The sequence below is a fragment of the Geomesophilobacter sediminis genome (assembly GCF_016458275.1).
GTDB lineage: Bacteria > Desulfobacterota > Desulfuromonadia > Geobacterales > Geobacteraceae > Geomesophilobacter > Geomesophilobacter sediminis.
Window position 1 is genome coordinate 44,940 of record NZ_JAEMHM010000003.1, and the last position, 15,782, is coordinate 60,721.

The 15,782-nt window shown below is 61.9% G+C and carries 11 protein-coding genes, 1 pseudogene and 2 riboswitches; of the genes and pseudogenes, 9 read left to right on the plus strand and 3 right to left on the minus strand.

Annotated elements, in window-relative coordinates; translation table 11 throughout:
* Window positions 1–79: 79 nt before the first annotated feature.
* The 3 genes and pseudogenes from JFN93_RS03615 to JFN93_RS03620 all read left to right on the plus strand — a co-directional run bounded on the left by JFN93_RS03615 (window position 80) and on the right by JFN93_RS03620 (window position 6,148).
* Entirely contained in the window at window positions 80–3,199 is a 3,120-nt protein-coding gene (locus JFN93_RS03615) for a methylmalonyl-CoA mutase family protein (protein WP_199382636.1), read from the plus strand.
* Between the two features lie 195 nt (window positions 3,200–3,394).
* Window positions 3,395–4,528 (plus strand): annotated as a pseudogene (locus tag JFN93_RS26010) (MCP four helix bundle domain-containing protein); the annotation flags it as partial.
* A gap of 63 nt (window positions 4,529–4,591) precedes the next feature.
* Window positions 4,592–6,148, plus strand: a complete 1,557-nt coding sequence (locus JFN93_RS03620) for a methyl-accepting chemotaxis protein (protein WP_456237429.1) — start codon at window positions 4,592–4,594, stop codon at window positions 6,146–6,148.
* A 149-nt stretch (window positions 6,149–6,297) separates the two neighbouring features.
* On the opposite strand, the gene JFN93_RS03625 is transcribed toward JFN93_RS03620, so the two are convergent.
* Entirely contained in the window at window positions 6,298–6,924 is a 627-nt protein-coding gene (locus JFN93_RS03625) for a phosphoribosyltransferase (RefSeq protein ID WP_199382638.1), read from the minus strand.
* A 424-nt stretch (window positions 6,925–7,348) separates the two neighbouring features.
* Here JFN93_RS03625 and JFN93_RS03630 point away from each other — a divergent pair, with 424 nt between their 5' ends.
* Together JFN93_RS03630 and JFN93_RS03635 are read left to right on the plus strand one after the other, a co-directional pair.
* Window positions 7,349–8,650, plus strand: a complete 1,302-nt coding sequence (locus JFN93_RS03630; protein WP_199382639.1) for a hypothetical protein — start codon at window positions 7,349–7,351, stop codon at window positions 8,648–8,650.
* Window positions 8,647–9,117, plus strand: a complete 471-nt coding sequence (locus tag JFN93_RS03635; RefSeq protein ID WP_199382640.1) for a cytochrome C — start codon at window positions 8,647–8,649, stop codon at window positions 9,115–9,117. The genes JFN93_RS03630 and JFN93_RS03635 overlap by 4 nt, the downstream gene beginning before the upstream one ends.
* Before the next feature lie 236 nt (window positions 9,118–9,353).
* Here the strand turns inward: JFN93_RS03635 and JFN93_RS03640 are convergent, their stop codons facing one another.
* Both JFN93_RS03640 and JFN93_RS03645 read right to left on the minus strand, forming a co-directional pair.
* Entirely contained in the window at window positions 9,354–9,626 is a 273-nt protein-coding gene (locus JFN93_RS03640) for a cytochrome c7 (protein WP_199382641.1), read from the minus strand.
* A 172-nt stretch (window positions 9,627–9,798) separates the two neighbouring features.
* Window positions 9,799–11,001 (minus strand): RCC1 domain-containing protein, encoded by a 1,203-nt coding sequence (locus tag JFN93_RS03645; RefSeq protein WP_199382642.1) that lies wholly within the window; start codon window positions 10,999–11,001, stop codon window positions 9,799–9,801.
* Window positions 11,002–11,064: 63 nt separating this feature from the next.
* A riboswitch (cyclic di-GMP riboswitch) is annotated at window positions 11,065–11,140 on the minus strand.
* A 117-nt stretch (window positions 11,141–11,257) separates the two neighbouring features.
* A riboswitch (cyclic di-GMP riboswitch) is annotated at window positions 11,258–11,334 on the minus strand.
* 614 nt (window positions 11,335–11,948) lie between these two features.
* Between JFN93_RS03645 and JFN93_RS03650 the strand changes: the two genes are divergently transcribed.
* From JFN93_RS03650 to JFN93_RS03665, 4 genes are all read left to right on the plus strand, one after another.
* Window positions 11,949–12,497 (plus strand): NifB/NifX family molybdenum-iron cluster-binding protein, encoded by a 549-nt coding sequence (locus JFN93_RS03650; protein ID WP_199382643.1) that lies wholly within the window; start codon window positions 11,949–11,951, stop codon window positions 12,495–12,497.
* Between the two features lie 237 nt (window positions 12,498–12,734).
* On the plus strand, window positions 12,735–13,967 hold the full coding sequence (locus tag JFN93_RS03655) for an ABC transporter substrate-binding protein (RefSeq protein WP_199382644.1): 1,233 nt from the start codon (window positions 12,735–12,737) through the stop codon (window positions 13,965–13,967).
* Complete coding sequence (locus JFN93_RS03660; RefSeq protein ID WP_199382645.1) at window positions 13,964–14,662, plus strand: GTP-binding protein; 699 nt, start codon at window positions 13,964–13,966, stop codon at window positions 14,660–14,662. The genes JFN93_RS03655 and JFN93_RS03660 overlap by 4 nt, the downstream gene beginning before the upstream one ends.
* The gene (locus tag JFN93_RS03665) at window positions 14,659–15,672 is read left to right on the plus strand and encodes an ABC transporter ATP-binding protein (protein WP_328753565.1); all 1,014 of its coding nucleotides are present in this window, start codon (window positions 14,659–14,661) and stop codon (window positions 15,670–15,672) included. Before JFN93_RS03660 ends, JFN93_RS03665 begins: the two co-directional genes overlap by 4 nt.
* Window positions 15,673–15,782 lie beyond the last annotated feature (110 nt).

Consider the following 15,782-nt stretch of genomic DNA (forward strand, 5'->3'; position numbering starts at 1 on the left):
ATAGCCTCAGCAACCGGGGCGCCGCCTCTAGGCCCAAAGACCCCTTTGCTGAACCACCGCATGTGAAGAGGATCGCACCATGGCTCCCAGGTCCCTGCGCATCGTCACCGCCGTCGCCGCCTTTGACGGGCACGACGCTTCCATTCTCGCCCTGAACCGCGCCCTGCTCGCCGCGGAACGGCCGGTGGAGGTCATCTATCTCGGCTTCAACATGACCGGCGACCAGATCGTCGCCGCCGCGCTGCAGGAGGGGGCCGATGCCGTTGCCGTCAGCTCCTACAACGGGGGACATCTGCAGTTCTACCCGCGCCTGGTGGAGCGGCTCGCGGCGCAGGGGCTCGGGACGCTCGTCTTCGGCGGCGGGGGAGGGACCATCCTCCCCGACGATGCCGCGGCGCTCGAAGCGGGCGGTGTGGCGCGGATCTACGGTCCGGGCTGGGGGCTCGACGCGATCGCCCGGGACCTGATCGAACGGGTCGACCGGGGCCGCGGAGCGTTTCCCCCGCCGCAAGCATCGGATTCCGCCGCCCTGCAGCTGAGCCGGACCCTTTCCGGCGGCCCGGATGCGGCCGGCACCGCAATTTCGGCTGCGGGCGCCTTGGATGCGGCCGGTTTCTCCGGGTCCGCCGTGCGGAAGGGTAAAGTCGTCATCGTGGCGGGCGATGGCGGCAGCGGCAAGAGCACCCTCATCGACGAACTGGTGCGGCACTTCCTCGCCACCTTCCCGGAGCGCAGGCTCGCGATCCTCGCCAACGACCCGTCCCTGGACGGTGGCGGCGCGGTGACCGCGTTTCTCGCCGACCGGGTGCGCATGAACTGCATTTACCATGAGAGGGTCTGGTTGCGCAGCCTCGGCACCGGCAGCGCCTACGCCCCGATCGCCCCGCAGCTCCCCCGGTTGATTGCCGCCTTCGACGGCGCCGGCTATGACCTCATCCTGGTCGAAACCCCGGGTACCGGGCAGACCGGGGTGGATCTCGGCCATCTGAACGCCGACCTGCTGCTTTACGTGAAGACCCGGGAGTACGGGAGCGCCTTGCAGCTGCAAAAGGACCAGCTGCTGCGCGACGCGGATCTGGTGGTCCTGAACAAGGTCGACCTCGAAGGGGCTGAGGCATCCTATGCCGAGATGGGATCGGTTCTCGCCGAGTTGGGGAAAACGGACGCCCTCTATCCGACCACTTCCAAGGCCGCCCAGGACCCGGGGACCCAGCGGCTCTTTGCCGCCCTCTGCCGGCGGCTGGGTTGGCCGGAACCGGAGGCTCCTGCAGGAGCGGGGATCTTTGCCTATGCCAAGGCAAACGTTCTGGTGCCGCACCGGCGGCGCGCCTATCTTGCCGAAATCGCGGACCGGGTCCGCGTCTACGATGCCTGGAGCCGGGACCAGCTGCAGCAGATCCGGCGCGACCCCTCGGGGGCGGGACTCGACCCGCACTGCGCCCGGCTTCTGGATGCCTGGCCCGGGCGCTGGCGCGAACTCTCCCTCCAGGCCGCCGCCAAGACGGGGATCGACCCGACCGTGGTCACCCCCAACGGCCTCAAGCTCTCCCGGGTGGCGCTTCCCGATCCGGAAGACCGTGCCGAAGCGCTCCGGTTTCTCCTGGAAGAGGGGCTTCCCGGCGAGTTCCCCTTCGTCACCGGCATCTATCCATACCGCACCGCCTCCGCCGGCGAGACCACCCGGCAGTTCGCCGGCCTGCGCGGTCCCGAAGAGACCAACCGCCGCCTGCATTTCCTTGCCCGCGGGGTGCCCAAGCCGCGCCTTTCCATTGCTTTTGACGGGATCACCCTGTACGGCGCGGACAGCGACGACGATCCGGGGAGCGTCGGCAAAATAGGGGAGGGGGGCGTCGCCATCGACAGCTGGGAGGACATGAAGCTCGTGCTGCAGGGCTTCTCCATCCCCGAGATCAGCACCTCCATGACCATCAACGGTCCGGCCCCGGTCATCCTCGCCATGTACTTCGTCGCCGCAAGCGAGCTGGAGATGGAGCGGCAGGAGCGGGAGCGGAGCCCGTTTGCCCCCCTGGAGCGGGAAGAACTGCGGCGCGGCATTTTCCGCGCACTGAGGGGTACCGTCCAGGCGGACATCCTCAAAGAGGTCCAGGCGCAAAACGAGAACATTTTCTCCACCGACTTCGCCATCCGGCTTTTGGGGGACGTGCAGCAGTGGTTCATCGACAACGGGGTGGACAAGTTCTATTCGCTGAGCATCTCCGGCTACCACATCGGGGAGGCCGGGGCGAGCCCGGTGCAGGAGCTGGCCTTCACCCTCGCCAACGGCTTCACCTACCTGGAAAACTTCCGGGGGCGCGGCATGGCGGTCGATGCCTTCGCGCCGAGTTTTTCCTTTTTCTTCCGGGTCTCCCACGAGGCGGACTGGCTCGCCTACGGCGCGGTCTGCCGGAAGATCTGGGCCATCGCCCTGCGCGACGTCTACGGCGCCCCGTCGCGCTCCCAGAGGTTCAAGTTCCACACCCAGACCTCGGGACGGGCGCTGCAGGCCGAGGAGTGGGACACGCTCAACCCGCTGCGCCAGGGCTACCATGCCTTGATGGGGCTCCTCGCCAACACCAACTCGCTCCACGTCGACTCGGCCGACGAACCGATGACCACCCCGGGGGAGAAATGGGTGCGCCAGGCGACCATGGTTGCCAACTACCTCCGGGAAGAGGCGGAAGGGTTCGTCATCCAGAATCTGTTGTCCGGCTCCTATGCCTTCCGGGAGGTCATGCGGGAAGTCCAGGCGCAGGTGCTCGACGAGTTCGACCGCCTGGACCAGTTGGGCGGGGTGGGGCCGGCGACGGAACTCGGCTACCAGCGGCGCTGCATCGCGGAAAACAGCGCCCGGTACGAGCGGGAGCGGCGCCGGGACGCTCCGGGCGGGCGCGGTCCGATCCGGAAGATCATCGGGTACAACAGCCACGAGCTTGCCGACGGCGACCCGCAAAAATACCCGCCGGTGGCCGAGGTGGTGCGCCCGGATCCGGCCGACTGGGAACGCCAGTTGGCCCGGGTGCGGGATTTCAAGGCTCGACATGTCGAGGAGGCGCCGGTCCATCTGGCGCGGCTCGAGGCGGTTGCCCGAAACGGCGGGAACGTGTTCGGAGCACTTCTCGAGACGGTGCGGCATGCCACTTTGGGGCAGATCACCAAAATTCTGAAGCAGGTTGGAGGTGAATATAGAAAGATGGTTTAGGTCAAAAATAGTCTGTGGGCGACGCCACTTATGGAAAAATTGAATGCAATGAATCAGCAATGCAGATATTGGATGTAACGTACTTGTGACATTTCTTCTTAAGTTGTTGGAATTAGATGCCGAAGATTGTTGATGAATCTTCAGGCATCTTTTTTTATTCGCACCAGGTTACAAGGAGGCCGTATGTTCAGCAACATGAGGATCGCAGGGCGGCTGGGTTGGGCGTTTGGCGTGCTGTTGGTACTTACCGCAATCGTTGCGGGGACCGGGTACTGGGGCATGAGCCACATCAACACGGAGGTTGCCCACAATCTCGACACCGATGGCGTCATCGCCCAGCATGCGGGCCGCGCTCGCGCCAACATCCTCGCTCTGCGCCGGTTCGAGAAAGACGCCATCATTAACATGGCCTCTCCTGAGAAAGTCGATGAGTACTACAAGAAGTGGCAGGAGGAGAAAGATCATCTCAACCAGCGCCTGGATACCCTGGACAAGGTAGCCACCGACAAGGACCGCGCGGTGGTTCAGGCCCTGCGTTCCGAGTCCAAGGTATATCTGGTCGGGTTCCCGAAGGTGGTTGAGGGGATCAAGGACGGTACCTACCGCGATCCCGCGGCGGCCAACAAGGCGATGGGCGAATACAAGGAAGCCATCCACGCCATGGAGGACAAAGCAGCCAACTTCGCGAAGGTGGGCTACGACCGGATGGACGCCCTGAAGCAGGTCATCGGGCAGGCCTACCACAAGGTGGCTCTGTTCCTGGTCATCCTGGTGGTGGTCATCATGGCCATCGGCATCGGCACCGCGGTCTTCCTTTCCCGCAAGATTGCCGCGATTCTCAAGTCGCTCATCGAGGAGATGGAGCGGCTCACCGAGGCGGCGGTCGGCGGGCACCTGGCGACCCGCGGCGACCCGGAAAAGATCGAGGTCGAGTTCCGCGGCATCATCGAGGGGATGAACCAGACCCTGGATGCGGTCATCGGCCCGCTCAACGTGGCTGCCGAATACGTCGACCGCATCTCCAAGGGGGACATGCCCCCCAAGATCACCGACGACTACAACGGCGACTTCAACGAGATGAAGGTCAACCTGAACAATGCGATCGACAACATCAACGCCCTGATCGCCGACGCGAACTTCCTGGTGGAGGGGGCCGTCGCCGGCCGGCTGGCCACCCGTGCCGATGCCGACAAGCACCAGGGCGACTTCCGCAAGATCATCGGCGGTTTCAACGCGACCCTGGATGCGGTCATCGGCCCGCTCAACGTCGCCGCCGAGTATGTGGACCGCATCGCGAAGGGGGACCTCCCCCCGAAGATCGACGAGGTCTACAACGGCGATTTCAACGAGATCAAGCAGAACCTCAACCAGTGCATCGATTCCCTGAACGGCCTGCTCGCGGCCCGCGTCGAGATGAGCCGGCAGCACGATCTGGGCATGATCGACGAGGTCATGCCGGTGGAACGGTTCCAGGGGGCCTACGCGGAGATGGCCGACGGGATCAACACGCTGGTCAACTCGCACATCTCGGTGAAGATGCGGGTGGTCGAGATCGTCGGCAAGTATGCCCAGGGCGACCTCTCGGTCGACATGGAGCGGCTCCCCGGCAAAAAGGCCCTCATCACCGAGGCGATCGACAACGTCAAGAAGAACATGGTGGCCCTCAACCAGGAGATCCTGATGCTGGTCGAGTCGGCGAAGGCCGGGCAGCTCTCCACCCGCGGCGACGCCGAAAAGTTCCAGTACAGCTTCAAGGAAATGGTGCAGGGGATCAACGCCACGCTGGATGCGGTCATCGGGCCGCTGAAGATGGCGGCAACCTACGTGGAGCAGATCTCCAAGGGGATCATGCCCCCGAAGATCACCGCCGAGTACCGCGGGGACTACAACGAGATCAAGAACAACCTCAACATCCTGATCGAGGCGAACCAGAAGATCACCGCCGCGGCCAAGGAAGTGGCTCTGGGGAACCTGCAGGTGGAGCTGCGGGAGCGTTCCGGTCAGGACGAACTGATGCAGGCTTTGGCCGCCATGGTGAGCAAGCTGGTCGAAGTGGTCAAGGAAGTGAAGAGCGCCTCCAACAACGTGGCCAGCGGCAGCGAGCAGCTTTCCGCCGGCGCCCAGCAGATGTCCCAGGGGGCATCGGAACAGGCCGCTTCCGCCGAAGAGGTCTCCTCGTCGATGGAGGAGATGTCGGCCAACATCAAGCAGAACGCGGATAACGCCCAGCAGACCGAGCGGATCGCGGTGAAACTGGCGGTCGATGCCAAGGAAGGGGGCAAGGCGGTCAACGAGACGGTCAAGGCGATGAAGGACATCGCCGGCAAGATCTCCATCGTCGAGGAGATCGCCCGCCAGACCAACCTGCTCGCCCTCAATGCCGCCATCGAGGCCGCCCGCGCCGGCGAGCACGGCAAGGGGTTCGCGGTCGTCGCCTCCGAGGTGCGCAAGCTTGCCGAGCGGAGCCAGAAGGCGGCTGCCGAAATCTCCCAGCTTTCCACCTCGAGCGTCGAGGTGGCCGAACAGGCCGGCACCTTGCTCACCAACATCATTCCGGACGTCCAGAAGACGGCCGAACTGGTGCAGGAGATCAGCGCCTCCAGCAAGGAGCAGGATTCCGGGGCCGAGCAGATCAACAAGGCGATCCAGCAGCTCGACCAGGTCATCCAGCAAAACGCCGGCTCTTCCGAAGAGATGGCCTCGACCGCCGAGGAACTCTCTTCCATGTCCGAGCGGCTGCAGACCATGATCGGCTTCTTCAAGGTCGACGACGTCGAGACCGTGGTCCGCACCCAGAAAAAGGCGCTGCCGCGCCGGCCGACCATCGAGCCGCACTATGCCCGCACTGCTGAGGAAAATCCCGGCGAGCGGCGTGCCAAGGTTGCTGCCGGTCACACCATCGTCCTCGACGACGGCATCGCTTCCGATGTCGATTTCGAGAAGTACTAGCGGAACGTAGGCCGGGCGAGGGGACTGCTCTGCGGGAGCGCCCCCTCACTTCGGCCCTCTCCCGAAGGGAGAGAGGGCATGTGGATGAAAACAAAAGAGGGGCCTCCCGATCGGGGGGCCCCTCTTTTGTTTTTGACACGGCGGAGAGGTTACTTCAGCGCTTCCACCACATCCTCGTCCTCGACCTTGGGGAACTCCTCGTAAAACGGCGCGGCGCTCGTGAGATGCTCCGGGGTCTGCAGGCAGATCCACTCGTCCACCGAACCCGCAACCAGCTGCTCCACCTCTTGCGAGGCGACCGGCAGGGCGATGACCAGCCGCTTGATCATCACCTTTCTCAAGGCGGTGACGGCGGTTTTCAAGGAGATCCCCGTGGTTACTCCGTCGTCGACCATGATGACCGTTTTGCCGGCCAGCTGCGGCAGCCCCCGGCCTCCCCGATACAGGTTCAGCCGGCGTTCGATTTCTTCCTGCTGGCGGACCTTTTCCCGTTCCAGGTATTCCCGGTTCACCCCGTAGGATGTGGCGATCTGCTCGTTGTAAAGGACCACTCCGGTTTCGGAGATTGCGCCAACGGCAAAATCAGGATCGCCGGGGTACCCGATCTTGCGGACGATGAGTACATCCAGGGGGGCGGCGAGACGCCGCGCTACCTCGCGGGCTACGATGACGCCGCCTCGCGGCAACCCCAACACCACCTTGTTCGGAACCTCGCTGTATTGCATCAAGCGCTCGGCCAGCCTCTTTCCCGCATCCATTCTGTCATGGTAGATCATGGCTTTTTCCTTCCTTGTCCGTTTCCTGGCGCCGTTCGGGCATCGTTCAGATGTCGTCCTGCTACATGAACGCACACATTATATCGTACTAACTTTATAAAAAAAGCGCTATGAAAACTTTCCGGAGACATAATCCAATGCCGGAGAGGGATAACTACAGAGCCGGTTAGTTAAACGAAATCCAATACTGGATGTAGCTCCGATATCGAAACCTCTTGAAAAGAATAGCGCGGGGGTGTGGCCGGCATGCAACAGCCAGGGCAACTTCTGGATGATGCGAGATTCAGGTGAAATTACATTAATCCAGTGAAGGACTCGGCATATCAAAAATTTCGTGCGCTCTTTGACAGTATATTTTTGTCCGCTACAATCTCTCAAACCCAACGGGGGACAGTACTGACAGTTCATGCAAGGAGCGTTATCAATGAAGACATTGCGGTTGCCTTCGGCACTTGCTCTACTCCTGATCCCAGCACTGGTTCATGCCGCTGATTTCGAGGGGTACGGGACCTCGATCTTCCGGTTGGAGCAGAAAGCTGCGCCGGGGTTCGACAAGAAGACCATCATCCCGTTCACCCAGTTCGCCGGCGCCGACCTGGACCAGATCGCGGACGGAAACCTGTCGCTGCATCTCTACGGGTGGGAGCGGGTGGACCTTGGCGACCGCAGCACCAGCGAGAAGAACAGTGACGGCGACCTGAGCTACGGCTTCCTCGCCTATCGTTTCCCGAAGGCCAACGCCGAGGTGAAGGGCGGGAGGTTCTTTGTCAACCAGGGGGTAGCCTCCGAACAGCTGGACGGGGTAGGGGCGCGTACCGACCTTGCCGGCGGCTTCGGCGTTTCCGCTTTCGGCGGCGCACCGGTGAAACTGGACCGCGGCAGCAATACCAAGGGTGATTTCATCGCCGGGGGGCGCGGGAGCTACCGGTACGGCAACCTGCTCGAAGTAGGCTTCTCCGGTCTGCACGAAACCGGGGGGATCTTCGACCCGACGACCGGGGTGAAGCGGGACCGCGAACTGATCGGGGGGGACCTTTGGTGCGGCCCCAGCCGGTTTGTCGAAGTAAACGGGCACACCTATTACGACATGTCGCGGGAAGGGGTCGCCGAACACAGCTACCAGCTCCTGCTGCGCCCGTTCAAGACGATCGGCGTTTCCGGTCTTTACAACCAGGCCGATCTGGTTCATTTTTATGCCGGCTCGAACCTCCGGTCCCTGTTCAACCCCGACCAGGGGGGGATGGTCCGCTCCTACGGGGGAACCGTCACCTGGTATGCGGCCGCTCCGCTGGAACTGAACGCCGACTATCGGCACATCCATCGCTCCGACAACTTCGAGACCGAATTGAACGGAGGTTCCGACCGCTTCGGTGCTGAAGCGCGGATCACCGCCCTGGACAAGAAACTCCGTTCCGGGGTTTCCTATCATCGCGTATCCGGCGCCACCGGCTTCAATTCCTACCACGAGGGGCGGGGATACGTCATGTACGACAGCGGACGCTATATCGGGAGCCTCGACGCCATCGGCCAGATCTACCAGACCCGGATCTACAACAGTAAGAACGCCTTCGAACTGATCGCATCGACCGGGATGCGGATCATGCCCCAACTGACCCTGTCGGGAGAGCTGAGCTACGGGCAGAATCCCCGGCTGGCCGACGATCTGAAGGGGCTGGTCCGGCTGACCTTCAATTACGTTGCCCAAGGTAAAGGAGCGAAGAAATGACCCGGGTGAAGCTTTTATCCCTTCTATTGATCATTGCCGGTGCCCTTGCGATCAGCGCTTGTGCCGTCGTCTCGAAACAGGCGAGCCTGCCGTCCTGGCATCCGGAGCAGCTTGGAGAGGGGCGGCCGGACTGCACCGAGTGCCACGAGGAGCAGATCAAGGCCGTGGGGAAACCGAGCCAGACCTTCAAACACACCACCGAGTTCGTGCGGCAGCACCGGCTCTACGCGTCGCAGGATGAGAAAGTCTGCGCGCTGTGCCACAAGTTCTCCTTCTGCAACGCCTGCCACGCCAACGAGTTGGAGATCAAGCCCTCCACCTTCCTCGGTAACCGCCCCGATCGGGAACTGCCGCACCGCGGCGATTACCTGACCCTGCACATGATCGACGGGAAGGCCGACCCGACCAGCTGCTACCGCTGCCACGGCCGGAGCAACAACGAGCGGTGCGTGAGCTGCCATAAATAGAAGCGGGGTCGGGGGGCGGGGCAAATCCTTTCCGCCTGTCAGATAGCATCTCCTCTTGGGAGTGCCGAAAAGAATCCCCCCAGCTGCCTTATCGGTGGCTGGGGGGATTTTCATTTCAACTCAACGTGCTGCATCACAGCATGACGCCTGTTTTCAAGACGTGGTGGCCCAGTGGGAAACTGAGGCTGGGCACCACGATCGGTTCTCCCCGCCCCCGGACCCCCGACCCCCGCAGTTTACTTCTTATGGCAATCCTTGCATGCGGTCGGGCCGCGCCCGAGCTGGGTGTGGCACCCCTTGCAGGTGCGGTGCGCCCACTCTTTGCCCAGTTCCGCGATCTTGCCCGGCCCTTTTTCGTGGCACTTGGTGCAGTCGCGCAGCATCTCCTGGTGCTTTTTGTGCGGGAAGGTTACCTTTCCCATCGACGCCGGCAGTTCAACGACATCGGCCGCCTGAGCCAGACCAGCATAAAAGATCACCCCTGCCAGGGCGAAAAACGCCTTCTTCATCTTTAACTCCTTTCACCTTTCGGGACTTCCCCGGCGATTGGTTTTTGTTGAGTCCGACGAGCCCCCTCTCCCGTTGGGAGAGGGCTGGGGTGAGGGCGGCGCCACGAAGCTAACCCGCTTCCCTTATCCCGCCCCACTCCCGGAGGGAGAGGGAGCTCAGCCGATTCAAGTTCTAGTGCAGCGCCACGGTGAACAATGCCTCGGCAACGAATTTCTGTTTCGGACCGGCGGGAGCGGTGCTGAGGGCGATCGCCTCGCGCGGATGGGCGTCACGCTGCAGCTGCGCCAGGAACGTTGCGGTCGGGGACACCACCGTCTCCGGTTTCACGAGGGCGGCGACCATGGTTGCGCCGGTGAGTCCTCTCATCTGTACCGGTCTCTCGCTGCCGGCCATCGAAACGCCGTTGCCCCATTCACCGGATCCGGCATCGCCCCAGGCCCACACGGTGCCGTCTCCCCGAAGGGCGATGGTGCTGTTTGCCTTGGCGGTGACGTCCATGAGGTCGCCCAGTCCCGCCACCCTCATCGGAACGGCGCTTCCTTCCGAACGCTCGCCGTTGCCGAGCTGGCTGGAGGCGTTGCTCCCCCAGATCCATGCCGTCCCGTCCTTTCTGAGCGCCACGCTGTGGTGCATTCCCGCGGCAATTGCCTTGATGTCCGATAGGCCGGCTACCCGGGTCGGGGCGGTGGTCCCGTGGACGGTGGAGGCTGTCATCCCGAGGGCGCCGTTGGCGTCGTAGCCCCAGCACCAAACCGTACCGTCCTCTTTCAACGCCAGGGTGTGAAAGCTTCCCGCGGCGATGGAAACGATCCCGGAAATCCCCGTTACCTGGACCGGCACGCTGGAATTGACCCTCGTTTCATTCCCCAACTGGCCGATGCGGTTGTTCCCCCAGGCCCAGATCGTTCCGTTCTCTTTGAGCGCCACGACATGGCTCTTGCCTGCGGCAATCGCTTTTACGTGGACAAGCCCCGTGACTTGTACCGGATAGGCGCTGTCGCTGGTGGTGCCGTTTCCGAGCTGACCGGCCGCGTTGTTCCCCCAGGCCCAGACCGTACCGTCCCCCTTGAGGGCTACTGAGTGGGCGCCCGCCGCCGCGATGGCGACGACGTTACTCATCCCGGGCACCGGCCGGGGCTCGCTGGTGTTGAACCAGCTGCTCTTGCCGTTGCCGAGTTGGCCGTAGCCGTTCGCGCCCACCGCCCAGACCGTTCCATCGGCCTTCAGGACCAGGGTGTGCTCACTGCCGTAGGCGTACCACGGCGTTGCCGCTTCCGCGCTTTGCATCCCCGTCACCAGCGTGCCCACCAGCATTGCCAAACCGACCACTACCTGTGCAACCACGTTTTTAACCATCCCATTGAAATTCGACATGATGTTACTCCTTTAGTGATTGATTAGGTCCGCACCGACCAAAGTGCGGAGCAATCGCGATCTTTCGGCATCCCGGCTGTCTCGAAGAGACCCATGGGCTTTCCGTCCCACCCTCGCGGATGGTTTAGTCTTATCGGTTATCACTTTAGGAATGTTTCTCCGGCGCCTTAAGCTCCGGTGACCTCAGCCACTGCCCCCTGTCGAATTGACCCCGCAAAAAAGCCGGGCGCGTCATATCATGATGAAGCTGTGATAGTTCGGCATCCCGGCTGTCTCAAGGAGACCCAATGGGCTTTCCGTCCCACCCTCGCGGATGGTTTAGTAGTATCGCGTATCACTGTCTGCCAGGGTTTCGCAACCCTTAGCCTTGGCTCCCGGGAGAGCCCTTTATCCGTTAGTGATCACCTCCTTGTCTGCAATCATGGTTTTATGACATTGTTTTAGGACTAATTGGATCGCAAATGACCTTCTCTGTGTCTGGGTTTTTGCCTACTGTCAAAGGTGTGTGCAAGATCCGGAATAGTCTGTGTTTGCAGATGGTAACAGCAAACATGGTGCCATTTTCACATAATAAACAACTGTTTGAAAATACTGACAGTGGCCAAAATCAGCCAGTCAAAAATATGATCAGAGTAGGCACAGCAGGTCAAGCTCTGAACAGGGATTTGACACTGAGTAGCTGTCGCGCGTGGTGAAACATGTTGGCTGCGCTGTGCCAGTGGTACCTGGGACGGATATCGGTCTCATCCGGTGGCCTGCCTGATTAGGGGGCATTCTGCTTCTTCCTTCGGCAGACGTTATGTTTGAGTCTATATAACGATTTGCGGGGATATCTCTTGAATATGCGTAGGTACGGGTAGTTACCCTGCCTGGTGACGCTCTTTTGACTTTGGCATGTGTTGTGTAGAAGGTGTGTCCAACGCTGCCTGGTGACGGAGGAATTGGTCATGAAAGTCGCATTTGCCTCTTCGGACGGAATTGGTATCGACGGTGGTTTTTTAAAAACAGGTACCTACGACATCTGGGAAATCCGTAGTGACGCCTCCTTTTACCTCCACCGTCTTGAGATGCCTGGGGGGCAAGGTTCTTACGATTTGAGAAATGCGGTGCGGATCGAGGCGCTCAATGGCTGCGCCATGGTATGCGCTACCGAGATCAGCATCCGTTCCCGGGCGAGGTTGGTTGCCCACAAGATCCATGCCCTGGAGGCCGCCGCGGGAACGGAAATACAAACCATGGTCGGTCGGCTTCAGGATGCCTTCTGCATGAATTCCGCACCCTGGCTGCACCGGGTCCAGATGCGGGACACCTTCGATGCGCGGGGCCAGGACCAGTTCCGCCTGGAGGCCGCTCTTTCCCGCCTGCTGGGGACCGGCTGGGAGAATCGTCTTATCGGCACCCTCAAACAGGACCTGGAACGTCGCGGCATCAGCCCCGAACTCTTTCTTTCCCTCCCGTTTCCGGAACAACTGGTCATGGTGCATAACCTCCTCTAGGAGGTGGACCGGAAGTCCAATGTTTGCCCCGGGCGAAGCAGTTGCCGCAATTTACGGCAACTTCCGGGCTCTCCCGGGACCCGCCGAAGGGATCGTCGTGCTAAATGACCTATGATTGTAGGTGGTTACCTGGATGGAGCCCCAGGCAGGTTTTGGCACAGGTAATGTAAGCGGGGAACCTGGTGCGGGTGGTCCGCGCCCCCTCACTGTTACCAGTTCGACCCGGAGACTCCAACCATGACTGCGACATTGGATAAAACCGCCGAATTCCCGCTGCACCTGAGTATTGCCGAGTTTCTGGCGAGATTTCCGGGTGCGGTGCCGGCCCTGACCGACCAGGGATGCCAAGCGATACTGGAGCCGGAGAATCTTAAGGTCTACGGTCCCATCGTCAAATTGGGGACGTTGCTGCGCTCCCGGCAGATTGATCCGCGCGCCTTCCTCAACCTGGTCGGGCCACAAGAAACTTCCGGTGACACCGTGGCGGACACCGGGGGAGGCAATCTCAACTTGTTTGCGCTGCTTCCTTGTCCCCTTAAGGTGCCGCTGGAAGAGGCTTTCCTGGGCTTTGTCGAACGGCTTCCCGAGGCGGAACGGGCCCGGCTTTCCTTCTGCATCGAAGGCAATGCCAACAATCAGCTCGATTATGCCGATTACGCCGATCACTTCGAACACCTCGACGAGATGCCCGATATCGTCATAACGCCCGGATTCAACAGTTTCTTCCATCGTTGGTTCGTCGAACGCTTCATCAACACCGGACAGTTCCAATGTGTCAACGCGGCGACCGGTGACCGTCACCTGCAGGCCCTGGGCGTCATCGACCCGGACGGGCACTATACGATGTTGGCAACCAACCTCCTGGTACTGGTGGTAAACGAGGCCAGGCTCGGGGACCGTCCGGTCCCGTCGTGCTGGCTGGATCTTTTGCGCCCCGAGTACGCCGGCAGTCTCGCCATCCGTGGCAACCGGGACGGGAGCTTCTGCGAAACCCTGCTCTTGACCATCTACAAGGAGTTCGGTGCGGCCGGGCTGGAACGGCTGGGGCATAACGTGCGCTACGGCTGGCATCCCTCCCAGATGGTCAAGGCTGCCCTATCCGGAGGAGACAACGCACCCGCGGTGAGCGTCATGCCGCTCTTTTTTGCTAAGACCCTGATGGGGCGAAAAGGGGTTTCGGTGGTCTGGCCCGAGGACGGGGCCTTGGTGAGCCCGGTGACTATGCTGGTGAAGGCCGAGAAACGTGAGGCGTTGCGCACCGTGATCGACTTTCTTTCCGGCCCGGAAGTGGCGCGCATCTGCTCCGGCGCGTTCTTTCCCGCCCTCCATCCGGATATCGACAACGCCCTGCCGGAACACGCCTCCTTCAAGTGGATCGGCTGGGATTTCGTGAAAAACAACGATTTGAAGGCGCTGATCGCCCACAGCAACGAGATCTTCGAGCGCGCCTTTTCAGGTGCCGCCGCATGAAAGTCGTGACCGTTGCCGGCCCCCCTTCATCGGGGAAGAGCGCGGTGACCCTGAAGACCATCGGCGCTTTGGCGGGGGGCGGGGTTGCCGTCGGAGTGGTCAAATTCGACTCCCTCAGCTCCGGAGACCAGCTTCTCTACGAACGACAGGGGATTCCGGTGCATACCGGGCTCGCCGGGAGCCTCTGCCCGGACCATTTCTTCGTTGCCAACGTGAGCGAGTGCCTGGCCTGGGGGGAGAAACGGAAGTTCGACCTCCTCATCATCGAAAGTGCCGGACTGTGCAACCGCTGTGCGCCGCATATCCAGGGGGTGCTCGCGGTTTGCGTCATCGACAACCTAAGTGGGGTGGACACCCCGAAGAAGATCGGGCCGATGCTCAAGATGGCGGACATCGTGGTGATTACCAAGGGGGACATCGTTTCCCAGGCCGAGCGGGAGGTTTTCGCCTACCGGGTACGTCAGGTCAATCCGCAGGCGGTCATCCTGAACGTTAATGGGTTGACCGGACAGGGGGGGCACGAACTTGGAAAGTTGCTGCTCGAGGCCCCGGTGACCGGGAACCTGGAGGGAGCGCTGCTTCGGTTCACCATGCCGGCCGCACTTTGTTCTTACTGTCTGGGTCAGCGGCGCATCGGTTCGGATTTCCAGCTGGGCAACGTAAAGAAGATGGCCTTCGACGGGGAAACACCGTGAAAAAGCCGGGGAACCGCAGCGACCCGTGCCAGCTTCCCGTGGAGGACCTGGTCGCCCGCTGCCCGCAGGCGGTCGAGTTTTTTGAAATGGTGGGGCTCCCCCTGCCTCCGACCGGATTTAGCGCGGCGGACCACTTCGCGGCCCTGCCCCAGGCCCTCCTCGAGGATCTCGGCTTGGAGCGGGAAGCCCTGGAGGAGAGGTTGCGCGGTTTCCTGGATCTGTTCGATCCGGAGACCATCGGTGCCTTCGACAGCCGCATCGAGTCCATTTCCGTAGTCGGCGGCCACGATAAGTGCGGCAAGCCCGAAGGTGGCACCCTGACGGTACGGCCCGGGGAGATCGTCTGCATCGTGGGTGCGACCGGGTCCGGCAAAAGCCGCTTTCTCGCCGACATCGAATGGCTCGCCCAGGGCGACTCCCCGACCGGCCGGTCCGTGTTGATCAACGGCGCGCCACCCGATCCGGGGCTGCGCTTTGCCATCGACCGCAAACTGGTGGCCCAGTTGTCCCAGAACATGAACTTCGTCATCGACCTGACCGTGCGCGAATTTATCACCATGCATGCGGAAAGCAGGATGGTCCAGGACGTGGCCGCCGTCACCGAAACGGTCATCGTCCTGGCCAACACCCTGGCCGGGGAACCGTTTCTCCCCGAGACGCCGGTCACCGCGCTCTCCGGCGGCCAATCGCGTGCCTTGATGATCGCCGATACTTCGTGCCTCAGCGCCTCGCCGATCGTGTTGATCGACGAAATCGAAAACGCCGGCATCGACCGCAAGCGCGCAGTGCAAACCCTGGTCGACCGGCGCAAGATCGTCCTGATGGCGACCCATGACCCGATCCTGGCCCTCCTCGGCGATCGCCGGATCGTCTTTAAAAATGGCGGGATCGAACGGATCATCGAAACCAGCCCCGGCGAACGGGCCTGCCTGGAACAATTCGAAAAACTCGACGCCCAGCTCAATGAAGTGCGTCGGGCGCTGCGAAACGGGGAAACGATAACTGTTTAAGATCGGTGCGTAGGGGCTTCTGCTTTCGCTGCAGGGGGGGGACGGCGGCTCATCGACTCACTTCTCTTGAGGTCCGCGTGCCTCCCCCTTAGGATGACGAACATCCAGGT